The organism is Psychroserpens sp. XS_ASV72 (assembly GCF_041224425.1).
Taxonomy (GTDB): domain Bacteria; phylum Bacteroidota; class Bacteroidia; order Flavobacteriales; family Flavobacteriaceae; genus Psychroserpens.
In genome coordinates this window covers 355,830-380,527 of the sequence record NZ_JBGFGL010000085.1, presented here as the reverse complement: position 1 = coordinate 380,527, position 24,698 = coordinate 355,830, and the positions used below count along the sequence as shown (strand labels likewise).

Annotated in this window: 21 protein-coding genes; 10 read left to right on the top strand and 11 right to left on the bottom strand. The window is 35.3% G+C overall.

Annotated features, from left to right (window positions below):
- The 5 genes from AB9K26_RS15275 to mraZ form a co-directional block, all read right to left on the bottom strand.
- On the bottom strand, positions 1-1,464 hold the full coding sequence (locus tag AB9K26_RS15275; protein ID WP_369973440.1) for a UDP-N-acetylmuramoyl-L-alanyl-D-glutamate--2,6-diaminopimelate ligase: 1,464 nt from the start codon (positions 1,462-1,464) through the stop codon (positions 1-3).
- Entirely contained in the window at positions 1,464-3,407 is a 1,944-nt protein-coding gene (locus AB9K26_RS15270; protein WP_369973458.1) for a penicillin-binding protein, read from the bottom strand. Before AB9K26_RS15270 ends, AB9K26_RS15275 begins: the two co-directional genes overlap by 1 nt.
- A gap of 61 nt (positions 3,408-3,468) precedes the next feature.
- Positions 3,469-3,786, bottom strand: a complete 318-nt coding sequence (locus AB9K26_RS15265; RefSeq protein WP_369973439.1) for an FtsL-like putative cell division protein — start codon at positions 3,784-3,786, stop codon at positions 3,469-3,471.
- A complete protein-coding gene (rsmH, locus tag AB9K26_RS15260) occupies positions 3,783-4,679 on the bottom strand; it encodes a 16S rRNA (cytosine(1402)-N(4))-methyltransferase RsmH (protein WP_369973438.1) in 897 nt (298 codons plus the stop codon). Before rsmH ends, AB9K26_RS15265 begins: the two co-directional genes overlap by 4 nt.
- On the bottom strand, positions 4,666-5,133 hold the full coding sequence (gene mraZ, locus AB9K26_RS15255) for a division/cell wall cluster transcriptional repressor MraZ (RefSeq protein WP_369973437.1): 468 nt from the start codon (positions 5,131-5,133) through the stop codon (positions 4,666-4,668). Before mraZ ends, rsmH begins: the two co-directional genes overlap by 14 nt.
- 297 nt (positions 5,134-5,430) lie before the next feature.
- Between mraZ and AB9K26_RS15250 the strand changes: the two genes are divergently transcribed.
- From AB9K26_RS15250 to AB9K26_RS15240, 3 genes are read left to right on the top strand one after another with little or no spacing between them, the layout of a single operon-like run.
- On the top strand, positions 5,431-6,195 hold the full coding sequence (locus AB9K26_RS15250; protein ID WP_369973436.1) for an alpha/beta fold hydrolase: 765 nt from the start codon (positions 5,431-5,433) through the stop codon (positions 6,193-6,195).
- A 25-nt stretch (positions 6,196-6,220) separates the two neighbouring features.
- Positions 6,221-6,844, top strand: coding sequence for a ribosome biogenesis GTP-binding protein YihA/YsxC (gene yihA / locus AB9K26_RS15245; protein ID WP_369973435.1), 624 nt, complete (start codon positions 6,221-6,223; stop codon positions 6,842-6,844).
- Entirely contained in the window at positions 6,841-7,644 is an 804-nt protein-coding gene (locus AB9K26_RS15240) for a sulfotransferase (protein ID WP_369973434.1), read from the top strand. Before yihA ends, AB9K26_RS15240 begins: the two co-directional genes overlap by 4 nt.
- Here the strand turns inward: AB9K26_RS15240 and AB9K26_RS15235 are convergent.
- Together AB9K26_RS15235 and AB9K26_RS15230 are read right to left on the bottom strand one after the other, a co-directional pair.
- The gene (locus tag AB9K26_RS15235) at positions 7,641-8,735 is read right to left on the bottom strand and encodes an ABC transporter permease (RefSeq protein WP_369973433.1); all 1,095 of its coding nucleotides are present in this window, start codon (positions 8,733-8,735) and stop codon (positions 7,641-7,643) included. The two genes, AB9K26_RS15240 and AB9K26_RS15235, sit on opposite strands and share 4 nt — an antisense overlap.
- 1 nt (position 8,736) lies before the next feature.
- Positions 8,737-10,905, bottom strand: coding sequence for a carboxy terminal-processing peptidase (locus AB9K26_RS15230; protein ID WP_369973457.1), 2,169 nt, complete (start codon positions 10,903-10,905; stop codon positions 8,737-8,739).
- 209 nt (positions 10,906-11,114) lie between these two features.
- Between AB9K26_RS15230 and surE the strand changes: the two genes are divergently transcribed.
- The 5 genes from surE to AB9K26_RS15205 all read left to right on the top strand — a co-directional run bounded on the left by surE (position 11,115) and on the right by AB9K26_RS15205 (position 15,946).
- Entirely contained in the window at positions 11,115-11,891 is a 777-nt protein-coding gene (gene surE, locus AB9K26_RS15225; RefSeq protein ID WP_369973432.1) for a 5'/3'-nucleotidase SurE, read from the top strand.
- On the top strand, positions 11,881-12,168 hold the full coding sequence (locus AB9K26_RS15220; protein ID WP_369973431.1) for a hypothetical protein: 288 nt from the start codon (positions 11,881-11,883) through the stop codon (positions 12,166-12,168). Before surE ends, AB9K26_RS15220 begins: the two co-directional genes overlap by 11 nt.
- Entirely contained in the window at positions 12,169-13,278 is a 1,110-nt protein-coding gene (lpxB, locus tag AB9K26_RS15215; protein WP_369973430.1) for a lipid-A-disaccharide synthase, read from the top strand. It abuts the gene before it with no gap.
- A gap of 73 nt (positions 13,279-13,351) precedes the next feature.
- On the top strand, positions 13,352-13,873 hold the full coding sequence (locus tag AB9K26_RS15210; RefSeq protein WP_369973429.1) for a C40 family peptidase: 522 nt from the start codon (positions 13,352-13,354) through the stop codon (positions 13,871-13,873).
- 39 nt (positions 13,874-13,912) lie between these two features.
- On the top strand, positions 13,913-15,946 hold the full coding sequence (locus AB9K26_RS15205; RefSeq protein WP_369973428.1) for a ComEC/Rec2 family competence protein: 2,034 nt from the start codon (positions 13,913-13,915) through the stop codon (positions 15,944-15,946).
- Positions 15,947-15,952: 6 nt separating this feature from the next.
- On the opposite strand, the gene AB9K26_RS15200 is transcribed toward AB9K26_RS15205, so the two are convergent.
- The 3 genes from AB9K26_RS15200 to AB9K26_RS15190 form a co-directional block, all read right to left on the bottom strand.
- Entirely contained in the window at positions 15,953-16,507 is a 555-nt protein-coding gene (locus AB9K26_RS15200; protein WP_369973427.1) for a thioredoxin family protein, read from the bottom strand.
- An 85-nt stretch (positions 16,508-16,592) separates the two neighbouring features.
- A complete protein-coding gene (locus tag AB9K26_RS15195; protein ID WP_369973426.1) occupies positions 16,593-18,377 on the bottom strand; it encodes a peptide MFS transporter in 1,785 nt (594 codons plus the stop codon).
- 72 nt (positions 18,378-18,449) lie between these two features.
- On the bottom strand, positions 18,450-20,018 hold the full coding sequence (locus AB9K26_RS15190; protein ID WP_369973425.1) for a peptide MFS transporter: 1,569 nt from the start codon (positions 20,016-20,018) through the stop codon (positions 18,450-18,452).
- 198 nt (positions 20,019-20,216) lie between these two features.
- Between AB9K26_RS15190 and AB9K26_RS15185 the strand changes: the two genes are divergently transcribed.
- Both AB9K26_RS15185 and AB9K26_RS15180 read left to right on the top strand, forming a co-directional pair.
- On the top strand, positions 20,217-21,524 hold the full coding sequence (locus tag AB9K26_RS15185; RefSeq protein ID WP_369973424.1) for a hydroxymethylglutaryl-CoA reductase, degradative: 1,308 nt from the start codon (positions 20,217-20,219) through the stop codon (positions 21,522-21,524).
- A gap of 7 nt (positions 21,525-21,531) precedes the next feature.
- Positions 21,532-22,464 carry a GYDIA family GHMP kinase gene (locus AB9K26_RS15180; RefSeq protein WP_369973423.1) on the top strand — a complete coding sequence of 311 codons (933 nt, stop codon included), beginning with the start codon at positions 21,532-21,534 and terminating at the stop codon, positions 22,462-22,464.
- A gap of 48 nt (positions 22,465-22,512) precedes the next feature.
- Here AB9K26_RS15180 and AB9K26_RS15175 read toward each other — a convergent pair whose 3' ends face one another.
- Entirely contained in the window at positions 22,513-24,666 is a 2,154-nt protein-coding gene (locus AB9K26_RS15175) for a SurA N-terminal domain-containing protein (RefSeq protein ID WP_369973422.1), read from the bottom strand.
- Positions 24,667-24,698 lie beyond the last annotated feature (32 nt).

Genomic DNA, 24,698 nt, shown 5'->3' with positions numbered 1-24,698 from the left:
TTACTTTTGCAACTGTTTTAAAAATTCTCCAACGATTTTAAAATCATCAAAATCAAATCGTTCACCATTAACCTCTTGATAGGTTTCATGACCTTTTCCTGCAATCAGGATGATATCATCTGGTCCAGCCATTTGGCAAGCTGTTTTAATAGCTTGTTTTCTATCGGTGATTGAAAGTGTTTTTTTGAAATTTTGTGGCTCAACACCTTTTTCAATATCTTCAATGATAGTCTCAGGTGTTTCTGTTCTCGGATTATCACTCGTAAAAATGACTTTATCACTAAGAGCAGAAGCTATATGTCCCATTTTAGGTCGTTTAGTTTTATCGCGATCTCCACCGCATCCTACGACCGTAATAAGGGTTTCATTTTTGGTTCGGATACTATTAATAGTTTCCAATACATTTTTTAGGGCATCAGGTGTATGGGCATAATCAATAATCGCAGTGATTTTATCGTCAGAAATCATATATTGAAAGCGACCACTAACACTTTCCAACTCACTGATCAGTCTAAGAATCTCAACTTTTTCGAGTCCGAGAAGATCTGCAACTGCATATATGGCCAAAACATTATAGGCGTTAAAACTTCCTATGAGGCGCGTCCATAATTCACTCTCATTAAGTTTCAGAAGCAAACCACTAAACTCATTTTCGAGTATTTGGGCTTTATAATCAGCATACGTTTTTAAAGCGTAGGTATATTTTTTGGCAGCTGTATTTTGTAGCATTACCAAACCATTCTTATCATCTATATTAACCAATGCAAACGCTTGTTTTGGCAAGTCATCGAAATAGGATTTTTTAACATCCCTGTATTCAGCAAATGAATTATGATAATCTAAATGATCATGTGATAAATTCGTAAAGACACCACCTTCAAAATGAAGCCCTAAAGTGCGTTTTTGATGGATTCCATGAGAACTCACTTCCATAAAGCAAAACTCAACACCTTCATCGTTCATTAGCTTTAAGTACTTATTAATCGCTAGTGAATCTGGAGTTGTATGCGTTGCCTTATATTCGGTATTGTCTACCATAATTCTTACAGTTGACAATAGGCCTACTTTATAACCAGCCTTTTTAAATAACTGATAAAGCAATGTTGTTACAGTGGTTTTCCCATTTGTTCCTGTCACACCAACCAATCGTAAATTAGAAGATGGGTTGTCATAAAAATTACAAGCCATAAATGCTAAGGCTGTAGAAGTGTCTGCCACTTCAACGTATGTAATCTCAGCTCTTAAGTTACTTGGCAACACCTCACAAACGACAGCTGTAGCACCAGCATCAATAGCTTTATCAATAAAATCATGACCATCAATAGTTACCCCTTTTATAGCAACAAAAACAGTATTATCACTAACATTTCTAGAATCAAACTCAATAGAATCAACAGAAACACTAGTGCTACCAACAACAGCATTTATATTTACCTTATACAATATGTCTTTTAGCTGCGCCATTAAATTGTTAACTCCACTATTTGATTTGGTTTTACCTTTACGCCTTTATCTATAGATTGTGCTTTAACCACACCTGCACCATTGAGTTTGACCTTAAGTCCCATATTTTCAAGAAGCGCTAAGGCATCCATTGCAGGCAAACCTCTCACATCTGGCATGATCGTTTTATATGTATTGGCTATATCGTAATAGGATTCATAACCCTCATCTATTTTTTGGTTCACTATTTCTAGTGTTTCAACTTCATCAATTAAAGGTGTTTCAGTGTATATTTTCTGTGCGATACGTTTAAAAACAGGTCCAGATACATCAGCACCATAATAACCAACTTTAGTACTAGGCTTATGTATCACTACAATGCAAGAGTATTTTGGGTTTTCAGCAGGAAAGTAACCAGCGAATGATGAAATATAGCGACGGTCTTCAGACCAGTTATCCATCCAGTATTCTGTTCGAGCTGTACCAGTTTTTCCAGCCATTGAAAAATTTTCAGAATACATTCTACTCCCAGTTCCTCTCAGGACTACATTTTTCAATATTTCCCTAATTTCATTTAAGGTCTTGTCTGAACAAATTTTCTGGTGAATCACTTTCTTATCGAAAGTTTCGATTTCACGATCGAATTCTTTAACCGCTTTAATAAATCGCGGCTTGATCATTTCACCATTATTAGCGATAGCATTGTAAAATGTCAACACTTGCAACGGCGTCATTTTTAAATTATAACCATAAGCCATAGAGGGTAATGCATTTCTACTCCAAATCTTATCTCCTGGTTCTGGAATTACAGGCTTTCCTTCACCCTGTATTGAAATACCAATGGTTTTATTTAGGTGCCAATTTTTTAATCGGTTGATAAATTTCTTAGGCTGATCTGAGTAGTGCTCATCAATAATTGAAGCCAAACCAATATTAGAGGACACTTCCAAAGCTTTAGCTGCTGAAATTTTTCCATGTCCTTTTGAATCTCTAATAGTTCGGCCATAAAAACGCTTTGAGCCCAACTTAGTATCAACTATAGTCGACGTATCAATGACCTTGTCTTCCAAAGCCGCCATTAAAGCCATTACTTTAAATGTGGAACCTGGCTCATGGGATTCCCAAACGGCATAATTTCGTTTCTCATAATAGGTACCTTCTTTGGTTTTAGCCAGATTGGTAATGGCTTTTATTTCTCCTGTCTTGACATCCATAACGACTGCACAACCATGCTCTGCTTCATACTTTTCCAACTGCCCTAACAAGGAATGATGTGCGATATCTTGTATATTGACATCAATTGTGGTATATACATCATAACCATCTTTAGGCTCTACCTGATTGTAATCTACAATTGGTTTCCATTGGCCATTTCCAATCTTTTGCTTCAAACGTTTTCCACTTTCACCACGTAAATATTTTTCCCCAAAAGCACCATCAATACCAGCTCTACTTACGTTACCATCTTCATCAAAACGTTCATAACCTATTGATCTTTCCGCTATTCCACCCATAGGATGTTCACGTCTGGTTGTTTGTTCAACTATCAAACCTCCTTTAATAGCTCCTAACTCCAGTAAAGGAAAATTCCTCAATCTGATATAATCCGAATAACTAATGTTTCTGGCTAGAAGAAAGTAGCGGTTCTTATTGTTTCTCGCTTTTGTAATCGTATTTTGATGATAGCTTGAAGGTTTTCCAGTGTACTTAGCCAATGAATCTGACAAAGGTTTAATATATTCATTAAAAGTGGACTGCTTGGCTTGGATGGCATCTAGCCTGATATCATATTTTGGTACTGAAGTAGCCAACAAACTCCCATCTGCAGAATACAGATTTCCTCTATTGGCTGGAATCTCATGGTTTTTAATCAAGCTTTCTTCAGCTAAATCCCTATAATCTTCCCCTTGAATAAACTGTATCGTACACAACTTAAACACAACAGCAAGAGCGAAGACGAACATACATCCAGCCACGAAATACAATCTGTTCAATATGTTGGTCTCGGTTGTTGCCACGTATTTTTCAATATTGTGCTTTAACTTTTATCTTTTTTGGTGGAATCTCTGAAATCTTGATTCCTTTATCTGCTACTTTTTTTGTAATGGTCGATTCCATTTTGAGCCTCATCAGCTTTGATCTTCCATCAACGAATGCCGATCTTAGTTCTTTAACTTCATTTTTCAATCGTGCGATTTCATATACTTTTTGATCAGCACTATGGGAACTTGCAATCATAATAATGGCCAGTACTGAAATAAAAATGATGAGTCTCCAATTTTTGAAAGCATCATCACTAACAAGGAATGTTCCTCTTAATATGCTATACAAGCTTTTCTTCATAGTTTTTCAGCAATTCGAAGTTTTGCACTTCGTGCTCTATTATTAATCGCTATCTCTTCAGCAGTAGGCACAATTAGACTTCCTACTTTTCTGAATGGCACTTCAAAGTTTCCAAACATGTCGCGTTCAGGTTCCCCTTCAAACAATCCATTTCTTATAAAGCGCTTAACCAGTCTATCTTCTAAAGAGTGGTATGAAATCAAACTCAACCTTCCACCCTTGACCAAAACTTCTTCGGTTTGCAATAAAAACTCCTTTAAAGCCTCTATTTCCTGATTAACCTCAATCCGAATGGCTTGATAAATCTGAGCTAAGATTTTGTTTTCTTTCTTGTGATTTAAAAACTGTTTCAAAGCGGTTTTTAATTGCTCACTTGTTTTAATTTCTCCATTTTTTCTTTCAGACACAATTACTCTTGCCATAGCTGGAGCTTGCCTTAGTTCTCCATACTGAAACAAAACCTGTCGCAACTGCTCTTCCTCATATTGGTTAACTACATGAAATGCAGAGAGCTTATCATCTTGATTCATTCGCATATCCAAATCTGCTTCAAAACGTGTTGAAAAACCACGTTCGGCTACATCGAATTGATGCGATGACACTCCAAAATCCCCCAAAATACCATCAACTTCCTTGACACCATAAAACCTTAGAAATCGTTTCAAATACCTAAAATTTTGATGTATCAACTGAAATCGATCATCGTCAATAACATTTAAAAGAGCGTCTTTATCTTGATCAAATGCAAATAATCTTCCTTTTGGACCTAAACGTTTTAGTATCTCCTTGCTATGGCCACCACCACCAAAAGTGACATCAACATAGGTTCCATCAGGCTTGATATTTAACCCATCAACAGTTTCAATTAACAACACTGGATTATGATACATCATCGCTATCATCTTGTCCCATAACTTCTTCAGCTAAATCGGCAAAATCTCCAGTAGCATCATCAATAGCTTTTTCATATTTATCCTTATCCCAAATCTCAATAATATTGATTGCAGATGCCACAACAATCTCTTTTGTGATACCCGAAAACGCCATTAAATCTTTTGGAATCAGCAGCCTTCCAGCAGCATCAACTTCAACCACTTTTAGACCTGCCGTAAAGCGACGTATGAAATCATTATTCTTCTTTTTAAATCGATTGAGCTTATTTACTTTCTGCATCAGCACTTCCCATTCGCTCATTGGATACAGTTCCAAACACGGTTGAAAAACAGCTCGCTTTAAAACAAAGCCGTTTTGCAACATTGGATGCAATTGCTTTTTCATTGCAGAAGGAAGCATTAACCTTCCTTTGGCATCTACTTTGCATTCGTATGTTCCTATTAACGGATTCAAACTCACTGTTTTGCTACAACTAACGATTAAGATTCAAATATATTGAAAAAAATCCCACTTCTTACCACTTTAACCCACTTTTGTTGATAAATTTTCCGTTGAGGCCATTTTTATGAGATTCAAAGCACTAAAAAAAAAGTCGTAATAATTTAAAAATCAGATTAATAAACAAATCAGATTATTGTCCCAAAACCACTGTTAATATCTCATTTGCTACACATAAGTTTCGATGAATTATGTTGAGATTGTTTTAATTGAAATACCTATATTTGTTTTTGACCTAAATGACCTTAATTAATGACGCATCGCTTAAAGAAGGAAAAAGAATTCAGTTATATCGAAGTTGGAGAAGGCACACCTATCATCGTGCTTCATGGTCTCATGGGCGGACTTAGTAATTTTGATGCAGTTACCTCCTATTTCAGTCAGAAAGGCTACAAGGTTTTAATTCCCGAGTTGCCAATTTACACCATGTCCTTACTGAAAACCAACGTTAAGAGCTTTGCGAACTACCTCCATGATTTTATCAATTTTAAAGGTTTCGATGAAGTTATTTTATTAGGAAATTCACTCGGAGGACATATTGGACTGTATCACACAAAATTATTTCCATCAAAAGTAAAAGCGCTTATTATTACTGGTAGTTCGGGACTTTACGAAAGCGCTATGGGTGGCGGTTACACCAAGCGAGGTGATTATGAGGTTATCAAGAAAAAAGCTCAAGAGGTTTTTTACGATCCTGAAGTTGCTACAAAAGAGATAGTTGATGAAGTATACGAAACAGTTAATGATCGAAACAAACTCATAAAAACCTTAGCTATTGCTAAAAGTGCCATACGTCATAATATGTCTAAAGACTTACCAAAAATGAAGCTACCCGTTTGCATTATTTGGGGTAAAAATGACACGGTCACACCACCTGATGTTGCAGAGGAATTCCATTCTCTTTTACCTGATTCTGATTTATTCTGGATAGACAAATGTGGGCATGCTGCGATGATGGAACATCCTGATGAATTTAACGAAATTCTATATACTTGGCTTAAAACACGTCATCTCTAAGTAGTCCTTTTTAAGGAATAATCTTATGCTTATAAAAACAGCTGAATTTGTAATGAGTAATTCTGACGTTGAAAAATGTCCGAAAAACACCTTGCCTGAATATGCATTTATCGGCAGAAGTAATGTTGGCAAATCCTCTTTGATCAACATGCTAACCAATCACAAAAATTTAGCAAAGACCTCTGGAAAACCAGGAAAAACACAATTGATCAATCATTTTTTGATCAACAAGAATTGGTATTTGGTCGATTTACCTGGCTATGGTTACGCCAAAGTTTCAAAAAGCTCAAAAAAGCGCTTCCAAAAATTCATTACTAATTATTTTGAGAAAAGAGCTCAACTTGTTTCTGCTTTTGTTTTAGTAGACATTCGTCACGAGCCTCAAAAAATAGATTTAGAATTCATGGAATACCTAGGGATTTCAGAAATCCCATTTTCAATTATATTCACCAAAGCTGATAAACTCAAACCAAATGCCATTATACGGCATGTCGATTTATATTGCCAAGAGTTTTTGAAAAGTTGGGAGGCTCTTCCTCCTTATTTTGTGACCTCCTCTTCAAAAGATATTGGTAGAGAAGAGGTATTGGAATTTATTGACAGTACTAATTCTGAAATTAACGCCATGCGAAAATCCCTCGGAACGTGAAGGTAGACTTTTTACTTATTGGAGCCGCAAAATCTGCTACCACAAGTCTAAGTTCTTGTATTTCGCAACATCCTGATATTTGTTTCAGCAATCCTAAAGAACCTCAATTTTTTGACAAGACCGATTGGAGAAATCATTTGGACTCTTACCATTCCTTATTTAATGAAGAGTCAAAGCTTTATGGAGAAGGCTCTACAAATTATTCAAAATATCCACATTGCAATCTCAACATATACAGTGATATTTATGAATATAATCCTGAGATGAAAATCATATATATCATGCGCCATCCTATTGAACGCATCGTTTCCCAATACACACATGCTTACAATAGAGGCTATGATACCAATGATGACATCAATAAAGCCTTAATGACAGATGATCACTATATCAATACAGGAAAATATGCCATGCAAATTGAGCCTTATATTGAAACGTTTGGACTTTCTAATATTTTACTCTTGTTCTTTGGCGATTTCATTTCAAATCCCAACAAAGTGACCAATAAGGTTTTTCGCTTTTTAGAGCTTCAACCATTTGAAGTAGATTTGTCTGTATTGAATATCAATAAGAGTAACGATAAAAAACTGTTACATTACAAGTATGACAATCCGAAAACAGTTCTGGAAAGGTTAAAAAAAGCAGCCTTAATTCTCAAAAACTACATCAATCCAAATTTCATTCACAAAAAACCACAATTGTTGGAAAGCACTAGAGAATACATCCTAAATAATTGCAAAAACGATATTGAAAAAATCGAGAAATTAACTCAAAGGGACTTATCGCATTGGTTACGTTAAGCCTTTACATCTAAAGCATCTCTAAGAGCGTTACCAACCAGCATAAAAGCCATAACCAAAATCATAATACAAAGACCAGGAATTAAAGCCAAGTAAGGTTTCCCAAGTATGATATAATTGTAATGGTCTTTTATCATTGCTCCCCAACTTGCCATAGGAGGTTGAGCACCAATACCTAAAAAGCTCAATCCGCTTTCAATTAAGATTGCCGCTGCAAAGTTAGCCGCAGAAATAACGATGATTGGCGCCATTATATTTGGTAGAATATGCTTTGTGATAATTCTAAAATCATTGAATCCTAAAGCTCTAGCTGCCGTAACGTATTGCATTTGTTTTACACTTATTATTTGCCCTCTTACCACTCTAGCAACTTCAACCCACATGGTAAGTCCGACAGCAATAAACACTTGCCAAAATCCTTTTCCCAACGCCAAGGTAATGGCAATCACTAAAAGCAATGTAGGTATGGACCATGTTACATTTATGATCCACATGATAATAGCATCCACTTTGCCACCATAGTAACCTGCCAAGCTTCCCATAGCGATTCCAATGATTAATGAAATAAAAACCGCTACAAAACCAATGAAAAAAGAAATTCGAGATCCAACTAGAATTCTGCTCAATAAATCTCTTCCATATTTATCCGTTCCAAAAACAAATGTTTTTTCATATAGAAAAGGCTTCGGATCACTATTTGGAAAATGATTTAGTGGCAGTGATTTTGTTTCGCCAATTAAACCATCTGATGCATACTCTGTGTAGTAAATCTCACTTTCGCTAATTTCGTGATTACTAATAGGTATCTCAGATTCCAGATTTGAAGTCCCAAAAAACAGTTTTGACATCATACTTTGCTGCGAAACCTCTTCTGAAGGCACTCTTAACAACATGACTTTAAAACCAGGTGATTTGGAGTGTATAGACAAATGCATTTGGTTAGCATTTTTAGAGTTGTCTGGCGATAAGGTATAGGCAAAAATTGAAATTAATCCAATGAGAACTATAAGCCAAAAACTAAAAACGCCCCAAAAGTTTTTCTTAAACTTTTGGAGCGCCAATTGAGTTAATGAGTCACTTTGGTTACTCATATTAATTTTTTACAGAAGTAGCTACTTTATTCTTTATTCCGTAGGTCATCTTTAAATCGTTAAGCACATTCAATGCTTCTTCGATATATACATCTTTACTGAGGCTACTATGCCAACGTTCTCTTTTTTCTTTCAATACTGAATCCTCTTCCATAAGACCCAACTCATAAGGTAATGACTGGAACGTTAAACTAGTAGAGTAATCATCTAGTTGGTCAAAACGTTTCGCTTCATTTTCATTGGCATCCAACTGCGCTTTGTAGGCTTCATAATTTAATGAGAACATTTCTCTATCTCTCATTTTTTTAAGCCATTGCGCATTAGCATCAATTAGTTTTAACTGTTCGTTGTTAGCCATACGAGCCTTGCTTTTTGCAATTGTGGTTTCATAGTCAAAGTAGCTATCCCATTCTTGATAATCTGCCGATTCAATCTTACTCCATGGCAACGGATTATCTTCATTTTTTTCGCCTATATCAATGTAGCTATAACGGTTAGGAATGACCACATCACTTTTAACCCCTTCCAATTGATTCGAACCACCATTAATTCTATAAAACTTTTGAATGGTAAATTTGAGTGCTCCCATATCACCATTGGTATTGTTTCGAACCATTCTATTCAAATCGAATACCGTTTGAACCGTTCCTTTTCCAAAAGTTTGCTTACTTCCTATAATGATTCCTCTTTTGTAATCTTGCATAGCTGCAGCTAAAATCTCTGAAGCTGAAGCTGAAAATTCATTCACCAAAATTACAAGAGGACCATCCCAAACAATAGAACGATCTCTATCTTTCAGAACTTCTTTAGGCTCTCTCGATGTCTTTACTTGAACTACAGGACCTTCCTTGATAAAAAAGCCAGCTATATCAATAACGGTTTGCAAAGAACCTCCTCCATTATTTCTAAGATCGATAACCAACCCTTCCATTCCGTCGGCCTTCAAACGTTCTATTTCCTTTTTGACATCTGAAGCAGCGTTTCTATTGTTTACATCGTCAAAATCGACATAAAATCTAGGCAGATCAATAATACCGAATTTTTTTCCATCTTTAATGACAGTAGATGATTTAGCATACGTTTCTCCCATTTCAACAACATCTCTGGTGATGGTAATATCTTCAATCGTACCATCTACCTTTTTGACAGTCAATGTTACGTTAGTGCCTTTAGGCCCTTTAATGAATTTAACAGCATCACTGGTACGCATTCCAACAACATTAAGCGCTTCTTCTTCGTCTTCTTGTTTCACCTTTAAAATCTTATCGCCAACTTCTAATTTATTTTGTCGCCATGCTGGTCCGCCAGTAATGATTTCCATAATGGTAATCACATCCATTTTCTTTTGGAGTCGCGCTCCAATGCCTTCAAAATTTCCAGAAATATCTGTATCAAATCTTTCTTTATCCTCAGGTGCAAAATAAGACGTATGTGGATCGTACTCACCAACAATGGCGTTGACATAAACAGACAACATATCTTGTCTTTGTCTATCATCAATATACTCATAAAGCTCATTCAAGGATTTAAGTGTAGATTCACGAGCCTCTTTCTCAAGTTCGACAAGCGATTTCTTAACAGGAACTTCATTATTGCTTTGGATATCTCCATCTTTAGATGCTGCTAATTCCAAATCGCGTTCTTGTTCATTAATCAAGTCATCGTAATTGGCAATGGTAGAAAATTTCAATTGTTTTCTCCAGCGTTCCTTAAGCTCTTTCTTATTTTTAACATACTCTAATTGATCATACTGTGTGGAGTATTCTTCATCTATTGTAAAATCAAAAGGTTGTGACAACACCTCTTTGTAGATTACTTTAGATTCTTCAATTCTTTGAACCAATCGGTTATAGGTCAAATCAAAAAATGACACATCATAGTCTTTAATTTGATCATCTAAATCATTTTTATACTTTTCAAATTCTTTAATGTCGGAAGCATAAAAATAACGTTTGAATGGATCTAATTGCTCTAGATAATCATCAAAAACCTCTTTTGAAAAATCATCATTTAACTCTTGCGGATTAAAGTGTCCTTCTTCAAGCATGTAAGACACTAATTGTATTAATAATTTATCCTTACTTGGGTCATCGAACTTTTTTGAGGTAAAACTGCAAGAAGCAAAAGCCAAAAGCAGGACCAAAAGCAATAGTTTATAATTCCTTTGCATAATATTCTTCATAGTAATGGGTTTATGTAAACATTGACTTTTCATTAGTGTTAGCTAATAAAAGCCATTACATAGTTTTTTATTTCTACTAAAGTAACAGAAAAAACCATGCCATTAAAATTGAGCGCTACTAATTTTTTGTTAAACCTCTATTTATAGGAATTTCAAGCATGTTTCAGTACTTTTGTATGAGTCAAAAATTGGAATGAATGTCAAAAAAGCCACTGATTTTAGTTACAAACGATGATGGTATCACAGCACCTGGTATTAGGACCTTAATTGAGGTTATGAATACGATTGGTGATGTGGTAGTAGTAGCACCTGATAGTCCTCAAAGTGGTATGGGTCATGCCATAACCGTTAATTCAACTTTACATGTTGAAAAAGTCGTGATTGATAATGGCCCACAAGAGGAATACAGTTGCTCTGGAACACCAGCTGACTGTGTGAAATTGGCTGTTAGGCAAATTTTAGGGCGAGAACCAGATATTTGTGTCTCTGGTATAAATCACGGCTCTAATTCTTCAATCAATGTTATTTATTCTGGTACCATGAGCGCTGCCATTGAAGCTGGAGTTGAAGGTATTCCAGCTATTGGTTTTTCTCTATGTGATTATAATTGGAGCGCCAATTTTGAATCTTGTAAAACCTATATCAAGAGCGTTACTGAAAATGTACTTAAGCAAGGCCTTGACAGCGGTACTGTTCTCAATGTTAATTTTCCAAAGCTTGATAAAAAAGATATTAAAGGCATTAAAATCTGTAGACAAGCCAAAGCAAATTGGGTTGAAGAGTTCGATAAACGTACCAATCCACAAGGAAGGGAATATTATTGGCTCACCGGAAAATTTGTCAATTTAGATCATGGTGAGGATACCGATGAATGGGCTCTTGAAAATGGCTATGTTTCTGTAGTACCAATTCAATTCGATTTAACAGCGCATCACAGCATTCAATATTTAAATACTTGGGATTTTGAAGACTAACAAAGACTTATATATCGGACTTATTATTGGGTTTGTTGCCAGCATCATTGGGTTACTGCTTTCATTACTGATTTTTGGCACTGGAAGCTCCATTGGAGACTCCTTAAATATCGCTTTGGCTCAAGGGGTTTTTACCAAACTGGTAAGCATTGGTGCATTATTGAACTTAGCAGCATTTTTCTTTTTCATTAACACCAATAAAGAGCAACGTGCAAAAGGTGTATTGATAGCAACCATTATTGTAGCTATCATTACATTAATCATTAGATTTACATAAATGAAGTATTACATTATAGCTGGCGAGGCCTCTGGCGATCTACATGGTTCCAATTTGATGAAAGCATTACTGAAACAAGATGTAAATGCTGAATTCAGATTTTGGGGAGGTGACTTGATGCAAGCTGTAGGTGGTACTTTGGTCACCCATTACAAAGACCGTTCATTTATGGGTTTTGCCGAAGTGATTTTTAACCTAAAAAAAATTCTCGGACTTATTTCCTTTTGCAAAAAAGACATAGAAGAATACCAACCTGATGTTATCATTTTTATTGACAATTCCGGATTTAATCTGCGAATAGCCAAATGGGCTAAAGAGAAAAAGTTTAAAACACATTACTACATCTCTCCTCAAGTATGGGCTTCTAGAGCAAATCGTGTTAAAAAAATCAAACGTGATATTGATGCCATGTATGTCATCTTACCTTTTGAAAAATCATTCTACAAAGACTTGAATTACGATGTCCACTTTGTTGGTCACCCTTTAATTGATGCCATATCAGACAGAACTCAAGTAGATGAACATCAGTTTAGAAAAGCTCACGAGCTTGGACAAAAACCTATTATTGCACTTTTACCAGGAAGTAGAAAACAGGAAATCTCAAAAATGCTTGGTGTCATGTTGAGTGTTGTAAATGATTTTAAAGAGTATCAATTTGTGATTGCTGGTGCTCCAAATCAAGATTTTAGTTTTTACAAGTCGTTCATGAAGAATGAAAACGTTGCTTTTGTAAGCAACAAGACCTATGACCTCTTAAGTGTTTCTCATGCAGCATTAGTGACATCTGGCACAGCAACACTTGAAACTGCCTTATTCAAAGTACCACAAGTCGTCTGCTATAAAGCCAATGCCATTTCTTACCAAATAGCGAAACGTATCATAACCCTTAAATATATTTCATTGGTAAACCTTATCATGGATCGTGAAGTGGTAACAGAATTGATTCAAAGCGAACTCAATTACAAACGCCTCAAAAAAGAATTACAGCTTATTTTAAGTGATGACAAGCGCATCCAATTATTCATTGATTATTATGACCTGGAGAAAAAACTTGGAGGTAAAGGTGCAAGTGACAAGGCTGCAAAGCTAATATTTGAAAGTTGTAAATAATCTTGTTGAAAACCCAATGACACTTCCAATTATAAAAGTTTTCATTTTTATATTTTAGCAGATATTTGATGAAATGAAAAAAATAGTCCTACTTCTAATATTATCTATAAGCCTCGGTAGTTGTAATTCTTCCAAAGGCATCAAAACGAAAAAAGAAAGAACTTCTAAAGTAAGTAAATCAAAAACTGAGTCTCATCATCCGGTTACTTCGAAAACCATTCAGAATATTATTAAATATGCCCAAACTTTTGAAGGCACCAAATATAAATATGGTGGTACTACAAAACGAGGTATGGACTGCTCAGGATTAGTAGTTACTGCTTTTCAAAAAGAGAATATAAGCCTTCCCAGAACTACAGCTGATTTAAAAAGTACTGGAAAGTGGATTGATGTAAAACAGGTAAAAGAAGGCGATCTTTTGTTTTTTGCAACCCGTAAAAACAGTCGTAATGTCAACCATGTTGGGATCGTAACAAAAGCCAGACCTGGTTTTGTAGAATTCATCCACTCTACAACAAGTCGTGGTGTTATCACCTCCAATCTATCAGAGCGCTATTGGTACTTGGCCTATGTACAAGCACGACGTGTAATCTAGATTATTTTCTACATATAGAATATTTACTATATTTAAGGTGTGAGAACCTTAAATTTTTCAATTATCAAGCTTACCCTATGTATCATAATAGGCATAAGCGCTTCGCATTATATTTCCTTTACTCGAAAAGAGTTAACCATTGCCACCATAGGTTGTTTTACGGCATCTATAGTTTTGAACATTATTGCCAATCGGCAATTTAAACGCAGTCTTGGATTTGGTATTTCTGTATTAGCAACCAGCATATGCGTTGGTGCCTTAACCTACAACTTGCATGATCAAAAACAATTTTCAAATCATTATTCCAAGCACATTACGATCAATACTGAACCCAAACTATTTCATCTTAAGATTAGAGAACGCCTAAAACCTTCAATTTACAATGAAAAATATATAGCTGAACTGATTTCCATTAACCATAAAACCTGCAGCGGAAAAATCTTACTTCAAGTAAAAAAAGAAGACTTAAAAACTCCATTTTATGTTGATGATATCCTTTTACTACAAAGTAAACTTTCGATTATCAATAATCCATTAAATCCAAATCAGTTTAATTATAAAGCCTATTTGAAAAAACAATATATCTATCATCAACTTTATTCTGAGATCAAATTAATTAAACAAATCCCTTCCAAAAGGTATACGTTATTGGGTTATGCAGATATAATTCGCAGGACGATAAACAAAAGATTAAATGCTTTTGGGTTTCATCCCGATGAATTGGGCATCATCAATGCTCTTCTTTTGGGACAAAGACAAGATATGAATGCTAAAACTTATAATAGGTATGCTGAAGCTGGAGCAATTCATATTCTAGCTGTGTCAGGCCTGCATGTTGGCATTATCTTATTCATATTAAATCAAATTCTAAAACCTTTGGAGCGTTTAAGGAAAGGAAAAACCATTAAAATTTGTTCTATCTTAATACTCTTATGGAGTTTCGCTGTTATTGCAGGATTATCAGCTTCTGTCACGCGAGCTGTAACAATGTTTAGTTTGGTTGCTATTGCCATGAACTTAAAACGACCAACAAACATATACAACACTTTGTTCATTTCTTTATTTATTCTCCTTTTGGTAAAACCTATGTTTCTTTTTGATGTGGGTTTTCAAATGAGTTATGCTGCTGTATTCTCAATAGTAAGTATGCAACCTTTATTACAAAAAATTTGGTCACCAAAATTTAAAGTCGTTAATTATTTTTGGCAAATCTTAACGGTTACCATAGCTGCACAAGTTGGAGTAGCACCTATAAGCTTATACTATTTCCATCAATTTCCCGCACTGTTTTTCATATCTAATTTGGCAATTATTCCATTTTTGGGGTTGATTTTAGGGTTTGGACTATTAGTTATTGCCCTATCGTTATTAAACATCCTTCCGGAAATTATTGGAGCTATTTTTGGAAGTCTCATTCGATACATGAATGCTGTAGTTTCTTGGGTATCACAACAAGAACAATTCATTATTCGTGATATTTCATTTAATCTTATTCATCTTTGTTGTTTTTATCTCCTTTTGGCAAGTACCTATCACATGTTCAATACATTCCAAATAAAAACGATCAAAGCCTTTCTGATATGCGTGATTTTGGTTCAATCGGCTTATATATTCACTAAGCACCATAATAACTTTGAAGGGTATGTCATATTTCATAAAAGTAGGCATACCGTTCTTGGGCATAAAAAAGAAAGTCATTTAAGTCTCTCACACGATGAAGGTGAAATAGATGATATTTCTATAGTATATAAGCCATTTAACTTAAAACATTTTATAGATTCTGTATCTTTCAATAGTCTCAAAAATGTGTACAAAACACCAAAAGGAAATTTATTGATAATTGATAGTTTAGGTGTTTATAATTTAAATTCATTTGAACCCAAGTTTCTTCTTTTAAGACAATCACCAAAAATCAACCTCAAACGCATTATAGACTCACTCCGTCCACAATTAATTATCGCAGATGGCAGTAATTACAAATCTTATGTTGATCGCTGGAGACAGACCTGCTTAAAAGAAAAACTCCCTTTCCATTATACAGGTGAAAAGGGAGCCTTAATCTTAAAAGATTAGTAATTCTTATTGTCTAAACTGAGGTTTAAATGCATTGTAATAGGCATTAAAATCCTCTTGCGTGGTCATTGACTTGTAATCATCACCATTAAATAGTTTGAGATACAATTCTATTTGTTGTGGTTTTTGGTATCCACGAATAGGAGAAATGACCTTGGCATTTTCATCAAAAAACACAATTGTTGGATACGCACTTACTCTTAAATAACGCGTTAATTCATGTACACCATTTCTTCTATTAGCTAATTCTGGTTTATAGTTTGGATTGCTGAAGGATTTACCATCATAGCTAACAGTCGTATCACCTTCTGCATCAAACTTAACCGCATAGTAGTTTTTGTTAACATAGGCTACTACATCTTCATTTTTGAACGTATTCTTATCGAGCATTTTACAAGGCCCACACCATTTGGTATAGACGTCCATCATAATTTTCTTAGGATTCTTTTTTTGTAGTTCAATGGCTTCTTCTAAAGTCATCCAATTGATTTCCTGTAGTTGAGCAAAACTATTGACCGAAAGCAATAGTGCAAAAACGAGTAAATAAGTTATTTTTTTCATTTGTGATTTGTTGCAATTTCTGTTTCTAACTTACAAAAAATGAGCCAAAAGCATTAGTTTTTGGGATATTTTAACGATTTATTCGTTATTTGACACCATGCATCAGACGTTTCAATATTGGATTCAATAACATCGAAATTACACCTACTGCAGCTGGAACCAAAGTAAAAATCAGGAAAAATGTACTTAATGAATATTCTTCAGTAATCTTGTCAATCATACCTCCCATAGTTCCTGCAGCTTTTTGACCAATGGCAATAGCCAAATACCAGATTCCAAACATAAAGCCAATCATTCTACCAGGCACCAATTTACTTAAGTACGATAATCCAACAGGAGAAATACACAACTCACCCATGGTATGAAATAAATAGGCTAATATCAGAAATATCATGCTTACCGAAGCCGTTTTGGCTCCTTGTGGAATGTTCATAGTTCCAAATACTAAGATTCCAAAACCTAAGCCAAGTAAAATAAGTCCGATACCATACTTCATGGCGACACTCGGATTGTATTTACTTTCCCACCATTTAGAGAATAACGGTGCCAAGGTGATGATAAAGAAAGAGTTTAATATCCCAAACCAAGAAGCACCAACTTCAGTAGCATCTTTACTAAATTCATTAAACAGCTTATATCCTACTACAAACCATAAGAATACAAAAGTTAACGCCAAGACAATATTAGATGAAGGAATCTTTGAAAATGTCTTCTTAAACAACAAGTACAATACCCATGTAATAATGGCTAATGGAACAACCGTTAAAATAGCATCGATAACCTTGAAAATAGTGGCCGAAGAGCCTTCCAAAAGTCGATCTGTGTAATCTCTAGCAAACAAGGTCATTGATCCCAGAGACTGCTCGAATGCAGCAAAGAAAAACACTGTGAATATTCCAAAAATAGAGACGGCAATAATACGATCTCTAATGATTCTTGAATAACGCGAAATACGCGATATAATTAAAATTAAGAATAATGCTAAAGCAGTTAACACTACAACATTTGATCCATCAAGACCTCCTAAATTAAAAGGTAAAACATTCATATTTCCTATCTTGGATAGTGGATCATTAAACAAATACAACAAACCTCCAATTGACGATAATGCAATCAAGACCTTATCCAAAGTTGTAAACGGATTGGCTTTTTCATCAGAACCATCAACTATGTGCTCTTTTGGACTTTCCTCATTGATATTTTGAGGCAACTCAACTTCATGTACTTTTGAAGGTTTTTCACCTATCTGACCAAATAAATCCTTAGCCAACCAAAACTGAATCAATCCACCAAGCATAAAAATTCCTGCCAATCCAAATCCGTAACTCCACCCAATATTTTCAGCTAAATATCCACATAACATCATTCCAAAAAACGCACCAGCATTAACACCCATGTAATAAATTGTATAGGCACCATCCTTTTTAGACTCCTTTCCTTTATACATTTCAGAAATCATGGAAGTCATATTTGGCTTAAAGAAACCTGTTCCGATAACCAATAAGGCCAAACCTAAATATAAAGACCAAGTCGTTTCAAATACCATCGCAGCATGCCCTAGCATCATAATAAAACAACCTACGATAACTGCCCATTTGTAACCCATAAACTTATCGGCTAACCAACCACCTACAATAGGAGTTAGGTATAGTAGCGATGAATATGTTCCAATAAGAGCCAAGGCATTTTCACGAGACCATTCCCAACCAGGATTATCACTAAGAAAAGGTGCTGTTAAGAACAATACCAAGAGTATTTTCATTCCGTAAAAGGAAAAGCGTTCCCACATTTCAGTAAAGAAGATCACAAATAGACCTGCTGGATGCCCAATGACTTTATCTTTAAATAGATTTTCGATATCAGTATTCATAAAAGAGACGTTTAGTTAGAATAAAGTAAACCCTTGAAAAAATAATTTTAACAAGGGTTTTAATATATAATTTTAGTTATTTAAATCTGCATCAGCCAGTTCAAAACCTTCGGTTTCATTAATATGCATTTCACGTTCGTTATCTTCAGCACCATGCGTTAAACGTTTTAGTGGTTTTAACAACATGATAAACAAGGTACCAATTATGACTGTAAATATTAAAATTCCTAAGAAGATGGTATATTCTCCAAAGTCTGAAGCCGCTTCACCTACAATTCCTGCAACTTTACTTCCAAGACCTGTTGCAGCGAAATACACACCCATCATTAAAGAGGCATATTTAACAGGAGTTAATTTTGTTATAAAGGATAGTGCTACTGGAGATAAACACAGTTCACCAATGGTATGGAATAAATAGGCCAACACCAACCATATCATGCTTGACGTTCCAGATCTTTCAAATTCCATTGCTGCAAATACCATAAACAGGAATCCGAAGCCCATAATGATAATACCAACTGCCATTTTAAAAATGGAAGATCCTTCTTTTCCTTTAAGTTTACGCTTAGCCCATACAGAAGCTACAAGAGTTGCAAATATGATAATGAATCCAGCGTTTAAACTCTGGAACATCACTGTAGGTATTTCCCAACCAAAAAGGACTCTATCTACTTTTGATTCTGTGTACAAATTCATCAGTCCGCCAGCTTGTTCAAAAGCACCCCAAAATACAATTACCATTATAAATGAAAGAAGCAATACCATAAATCGATCTTTGTAAACTTGGGTATTCAATTCTTTATAAATCATCATCAATAATGCGATCACTGCTGTAAGGAACACAAATAAAAGTCCGTAACCCCAACCTAATTTGTACCATCCAAAGGCTGACACTAACAATAACAATCCTGTAATTACTAATTGTGTCGAGGAGGTAAATAGTTTACCATAAAGTTTTCCATATGAGATTTCGTTTACGTCATCTGCTTTAGGTGGTTCAAAGTTACCGACTTGAGTTAAATACTTTTGACCTGCTAAATAATTGACCAATCCAAGTAACATTACAACACCTGCTAATCCGAAACCAGCATGCCAACCCCATTCTGCAACAACCAATCCAACAATAATAGTAGCCAAGAGCGAACCAAGATTAATTCCAATATAAAAAATACTAAAGCCTTTATCCCGTCTGATATCACCTTCTCTATAAAGACCACCAACCATCGTTGAAATGTTCGGTTTTAATAGTCCGACACCTAAAATCACTAATCCCAAACCAGTATAAAATGCCCAAATATCAGTGAGCACTAAAACACCATGTCCCAGACATAAAACTATGGCACCTAATAACACTGCTTTCTTCTGACCAATAAGTTTATCGGCTATCATTCCTCCTGGAATGGACATGACATAAACCAACATGGTATACCAACCATAAAGCGCCAACGCTTCCTGATTAGTCCAACCCAAACCAGCACCTCTGTCATCGGTTCCCAATGTAGATGCTGTCATGTAAAGCACCAATAAAGCTCGCATTCCGTAGTAGGAAAAACGTTCCCACATTTCGGTTAAAAACAAAATATAAAGCCCTATTGGCTGTCCCCAAAGTTCTCTTTGGTGAGGTTTAAGAGTAGTTGACATAGAAATAAATATTAGTTAGTATTTTTTTATCCTCGAGAAAGCATTAGTTATGCTGTCTTTTTTTAAATAAAATATTGCCAAGTTTACTAAAAATTAACCAAAAAACCCTAACTATTAACAGTTAAATATGCAATAATAACAAGCCTATCGGATAATTACAGACAAGAATAGTATCTTTGTTACCTTAAATTCAAGTTGATGCATAATACTATTACTGGCTTTTCAAAATTGTCGAAATCTGAAAAAATCGATTGGATTGTCAACACTCATTTTTCTAATACTGAACATGCTAAAAACATTATAAAACAGTACTGGAATTCAGATTCAAAGCTTCAGCAATTACACGACGAATTTATAGAAAATACGATTACAAACTATTACCTTCCATTTGGTGTGGCACCAAACTTCCTAATCAACGGCAAAACCTTTACCATACCAATGGCAATTGAAGAAAGTTCTGTAGTTGCAGCAGCTAGTAAAGCCGCAAAATTCTGGTTTAATCGCGGCGGATTTAAAGCTGAAGTTGTCTCTACAAAAAAGGTCGGACAAGTTCACTTCAATTATTCTGGTAAGCCAGAAACCCTAAGACAGTTTTTTGAAACGGTTAAACCCAAACTCATTTCAGAAACCGAATCCATTACTAAAAGCATGGAAAAACGTGGTGGTGGCATATTAGATATTGAACTTAGGGATAAAACAAAAGACTTAGAGCGGTATTATCAATTACATGTGCATTTTGAAACCAAGGATGCCATGGGTGCTAATTTTATCAATAGCTGTCTCGAGCAGTTTGCAATAACTCTAAAGCGTGAAGCTGAAAATTCCTTAGAAGGTGATTTAAATATTATAATGAGCATTCTCTCCAATTATGTTCCAGAGTGTGTAGTTAGAGCTGAAGTGAGTTGTAGTGTTGAAAAATTAACTGGAAACAAAGGCATTTCACCCAAAGAATTTGCTGAAAAATTCATTCAAGCTGTTAGAATTGCAGAAGTTGAACCCTACAGAGCCGTAACGCATAATAAGGGCATCATGAATGGTATTGATGCTGTTGTTTTAGCTACCGGAAATGATTTTAGAGCCGTAGAAGCCGGTGTTCATGCTTACGCTTCAAGACAAGGTAGTTACAGTAGCCTCACGCACGCTGAAGTTGACAATGGCATCTTTAAATTTTGGATGGAAATCCCATTAGCACTTGGAACTGTAGGTGGATTGACAAGTTTACATCCATTGGTGAAATTAGCTTTACAACTTTTAGGAAATCCATCTGCTAAAGAGTTAATGGAAATTGTTGCGGTTGCTGGTCTGGCTCAAAATTTCGCCGCCTTGCGTTCTTTAACGACAACTGGTATTCAAGAAGGGCATATGAAAATGCACTTGATGAATATCCTTAATCAATTGGAAGCCACTCCTCATGAAAAGGAGGTTATAACTACACATTTTAAAACCCACACGGTTAGCCATAGTGCAGTTGTTGAAGCTATAAAAGAGCTAAGAGCCAAAGCTTAAACTTATAATGATCGAGCCAAAACACCATATATTCGAAAGTCGAGGAAAACTACTTCTTACAGGCGAATACGTGGTTTTAGATGGCGCTATGGCATTGGCTATACCTACAAAATTTGGTCAGAACTTAACTATAGAAACCATTGAAAACCCTAAAATCTATTGGACCAGTTTTGATGACCATAATGAATTATGGTTTGAGGCCGAGTTTCAAATTGGAACAGGAACCATTTCAACATTAACAACAAGCAATCTGAAATTCTCTGAAAGATTACAGCAAATATTTCAAGCTATACACGTTTTGAATCCTGACCTTTTCGGTCGAGAAAGAGGTTATAAAATATCTACACAATTAGATTTCCCCAGAAATTGGGGATTAGGTAGTTCCTCAACCTTAATTAACAATCTCGCCAATTGGGCAGACATTGACCCTTTTTTATTATTAGATAAAACATTTGGAGGCAGTGGTTATGATATTGCATGTGCGAGTGCTTCTAAACCAATATTGTATCAGATTACAAAAGATGATCAAAGGAAAGTACAAACGGCTGATTTCAATCCTACTTTTAAAGATTATCTTTATTTTGTTCATCTAAACAGGAAGCAAAACAGCAGAGAAGGCATAAATCACTATAGGCAAAACCGTTCAAATCTTTCAAAGGTCATTGTGGAAATCAACAAAATTTCAAAAGAAATCTTGACATGTGATACGCTTGTGGATTTTCAAAAATTGATAGAAGCTCATGAAAGTATTATTTCCAGAGTTATAGAGCTACCAACAGTAAAGGATAGTTTATTCAAAGATTTTGAAGGTAGTATCAAGAGTTTAGGTGCTTGGGGAGGCGACTTCATCTTAGTAGCAAGCAAACAAAATCCTATTGCTTATTTTAGTTCAAAAGGATATACAACAATTCTCGATTACCAAACTATGGTATACAACTAAAAAGCCTCACAATCTTGCGAGGCTTTTTCAAAATATCATTATACAATTCTAGAAAAATCTAGCTCTATTATCTTCAATATCAGCAGTCTCTTTCAATGCATTGTAAACTTTAGTTTGCGCAGCATTGGCACGAGCTGTACTCAATCTATTGGCAATTGCTTGGAAATTATCTAAAGGCGTTACTTCGTTTACTTTGGTAACTTCAACCAAATACACACCTTTATTACCAATGATAGGTTTAGACGTTTCGCCTTCTTGAAGTCCGAAAGCCACACCAACAACCTTAGGTTCAGCACCAGCACCTGACAGTGTTGGGTTTTTCATATTTACTGCAGAAGCTTTATTGGTCGCTTTATTTTGATTTTTAGCAACTTCAGCAACGGTAGTTCCTGTAATTTTATCTAAAATCATTTGCGCTTTCTTTTCTTTGCGGATTTCTGTAAGAACTGTTGCAGAAGCACTTTCAGCATCCATTAAGCCTTTTTTGGTAGACTTAACAACTTGAACTACAGCATATCCTCCACTTGGAATTGAAAAACGCTTGTAATCTCCTACTTTAGTATCTTTATCAAAAGCCCAACGCACAATAGGTCGTTGGCTTCCTAAACCAGGAATATTTTCATCTAAAACTTTAATACCATTAACAGGTTTAACTTCTAAATCTCTTGATTCTGCAGCCTCATTGAAGTCTTCTTTCTGTAAAGCCAATTCAAATTTAGAAGCCTCTGTAAAAGTGGCATCGATTGTTTCTTCAGAAGGCTCGATTTCTCTAGCAATAGTTGCAATTTTTATGGCTCTAGAGCGGTTCTTTTGATCTAGGATTTCTATGATATGATATCCAAAAACTGTTTGAACCACACCAATATCACCAATATCATTCTGGAATTCGAAATCACTAAAAGGCTTTACCATCTGTGTAATAGGGTGAAAATCATATTCACCACCATTATTAACACTTCCTTGGTCTGAAGAAAACTCAGTCACCAATTCAGGGAACTTAGATGGATTAGCTGTCACGACAGTTTTAATGCTATCTGCTAATTCCTTAGCCTCAACCATAGACCTCGTTACATCAGGCTGTGCACTTTGCGCTCCCATATGAGGAATCAAAATATGTCTTACTTTAACTGAGTCTGGTAATTGAGACTCCTCAACAACCTTAGTCAATTTATAAAAACCATTGTCTTTATATGGACCATAAATACCTCCAACAGGAGTGTTGTAAATCGTGTCTGCTACAGCAGTTGGTAATTGGGATTTTGTTAAAAATCTATCCGTGTAAGCAATGTCAGAATTAGAGTTAACAAACTCTTGAACATTTCTAGTCTGTCTAAAACCAAGTATTGTATCAGTATTTTTTGTTGTTTCATTGAAAACCAATTGATTATCAAGTAAGGACACTAAATCTGATTGTAAATTTTCTTCATCGGTTTTGCTGGCCACTTCCTTGAACTCAACATAGCTGATATCTCTCATGGCTTCAACTTCATACTTATCCTTGTGTTTGTTTATATAAGCATTGATATCACTTTTAGTCACCTCAACCAAACTATCGGCAATTGAAGTAAAAGGAACCTGCACAAAATTCAAATCTCTCGTAGCATTCTCTAAGTTATAATCTACTTCAGCTTCACCTAAAGTTGCATTAACTCCAGCTTTCACCATGTTGTAATACGTTCTTTCCTTGGCTCCTAAAGCGATGTTTTCCTCAGTACTCAACCATTGGCTATAATTGATTTGGAATGTTCCAAGTGGAGCACTTTGACCATTTAAGGATTTTAAGTTATTGACAAATTCTGTTAGTTTGTTTTCATCAAACACACCATCTTCATTTTGAAACTCAGGATACGTTGAAAAACTTTCCTTAAGCAAAGCCTTCATTTGATCTTGTTCTACTGTAATACCAAGATCATCAAATTGAGATTTCATTATTGCTCTTCTCAATTCTTGGTCATACACCCGATTCATTGCTTGAGTAGAGGTTGAATTTGGACCCAATTGGTTTTGCATCTGCTCAACACGATTCATGAATTGCTCTCTGTTGATATCTGTCCCATTTACAGTTGCCACTACATCTTGTGACCCACCAAAAAGGGCATCACTGTTTCTAAACAAATCTGTAAGCACGAAAGAGAACAATGCCAATGCAATGATTAGAATCAAAAACAATGATCGTTGTCTAATTTTATTTAATACTGCCATAGTATAAAGTTATTTATCGAATAATAAGTGGG

What these genes read in the sequence shown, in the direction of transcription:
- AB9K26_RS15275 (WP_369973440.1), bottom strand. Translation starts at nt 1,464, where the DNA reads ATGGCGCAGCTAAAAGACATATTGTATAAGGTAAATATAAATGCTGTT.
- AB9K26_RS15270 (WP_369973458.1), bottom strand. Translation starts at nt 3,407, where the DNA reads ATGTTCGTCTTCGCTCTTGCTGTTGTGTTTAAGTTGTGTACGATACAG.
- AB9K26_RS15265 (WP_369973439.1), bottom strand. Translation starts at nt 3,786, where the DNA reads ATGAAGAAAAGCTTGTATAGCATATTAAGAGGAACATTCCTTGTTAGT.
- rsmH (WP_369973438.1), bottom strand. Translation starts at nt 4,679, where the DNA reads ATGATGTATCATAATCCAGTGTTGTTAATTGAAACTGTTGATGGGTTA.
- AB9K26_RS15250 (WP_369973436.1), top strand. Translation starts at nt 5,431, where the DNA reads ATGACGCATCGCTTAAAGAAGGAAAAAGAATTCAGTTATATCGAAGTT.
- yihA (WP_369973435.1), top strand. Translation starts at nt 6,221, where the DNA reads ATGCTTATAAAAACAGCTGAATTTGTAATGAGTAATTCTGACGTTGAA.
- AB9K26_RS15235 (WP_369973433.1), bottom strand. Translation starts at nt 8,735, where the DNA reads ATGAGTAACCAAAGTGACTCATTAACTCAATTGGCGCTCCAAAAGTTT.
- AB9K26_RS15230 (WP_369973457.1), bottom strand. Translation starts at nt 10,905, where the DNA reads ATGCAAAGGAATTATAAACTATTGCTTTTGGTCCTGCTTTTGGCTTTT.
- surE (WP_369973432.1), top strand. Translation starts at nt 11,115, where the DNA reads ATGTCAAAAAAGCCACTGATTTTAGTTACAAACGATGATGGTATCACA.
- lpxB (WP_369973430.1), top strand. Translation starts at nt 12,169, where the DNA reads ATGAAGTATTACATTATAGCTGGCGAGGCCTCTGGCGATCTACATGGT.
- AB9K26_RS15210 (WP_369973429.1), top strand. Translation starts at nt 13,352, where the DNA reads ATGAAAAAAATAGTCCTACTTCTAATATTATCTATAAGCCTCGGTAGT.
- AB9K26_RS15200 (WP_369973427.1), bottom strand. Translation starts at nt 16,507, where the DNA reads ATGAAAAAAATAACTTATTTACTCGTTTTTGCACTATTGCTTTCGGTC.
- AB9K26_RS15195 (WP_369973426.1), bottom strand. Translation starts at nt 18,377, where the DNA reads ATGAATACTGATATCGAAAATCTATTTAAAGATAAAGTCATTGGGCAT.
- AB9K26_RS15190 (WP_369973425.1), bottom strand. Translation starts at nt 20,018, where the DNA reads ATGTCAACTACTCTTAAACCTCACCAAAGAGAACTTTGGGGACAGCCA.
- AB9K26_RS15185 (WP_369973424.1), top strand. Translation starts at nt 20,217, where the DNA reads ATGCATAATACTATTACTGGCTTTTCAAAATTGTCGAAATCTGAAAAA.
- AB9K26_RS15180 (WP_369973423.1), top strand. Translation starts at nt 21,532, where the DNA reads ATGATCGAGCCAAAACACCATATATTCGAAAGTCGAGGAAAACTACTT.
- AB9K26_RS15175 (WP_369973422.1), bottom strand. Translation starts at nt 24,666, where the DNA reads ATGGCAGTATTAAATAAAATTAGACAACGATCATTGTTTTTGATTCTA.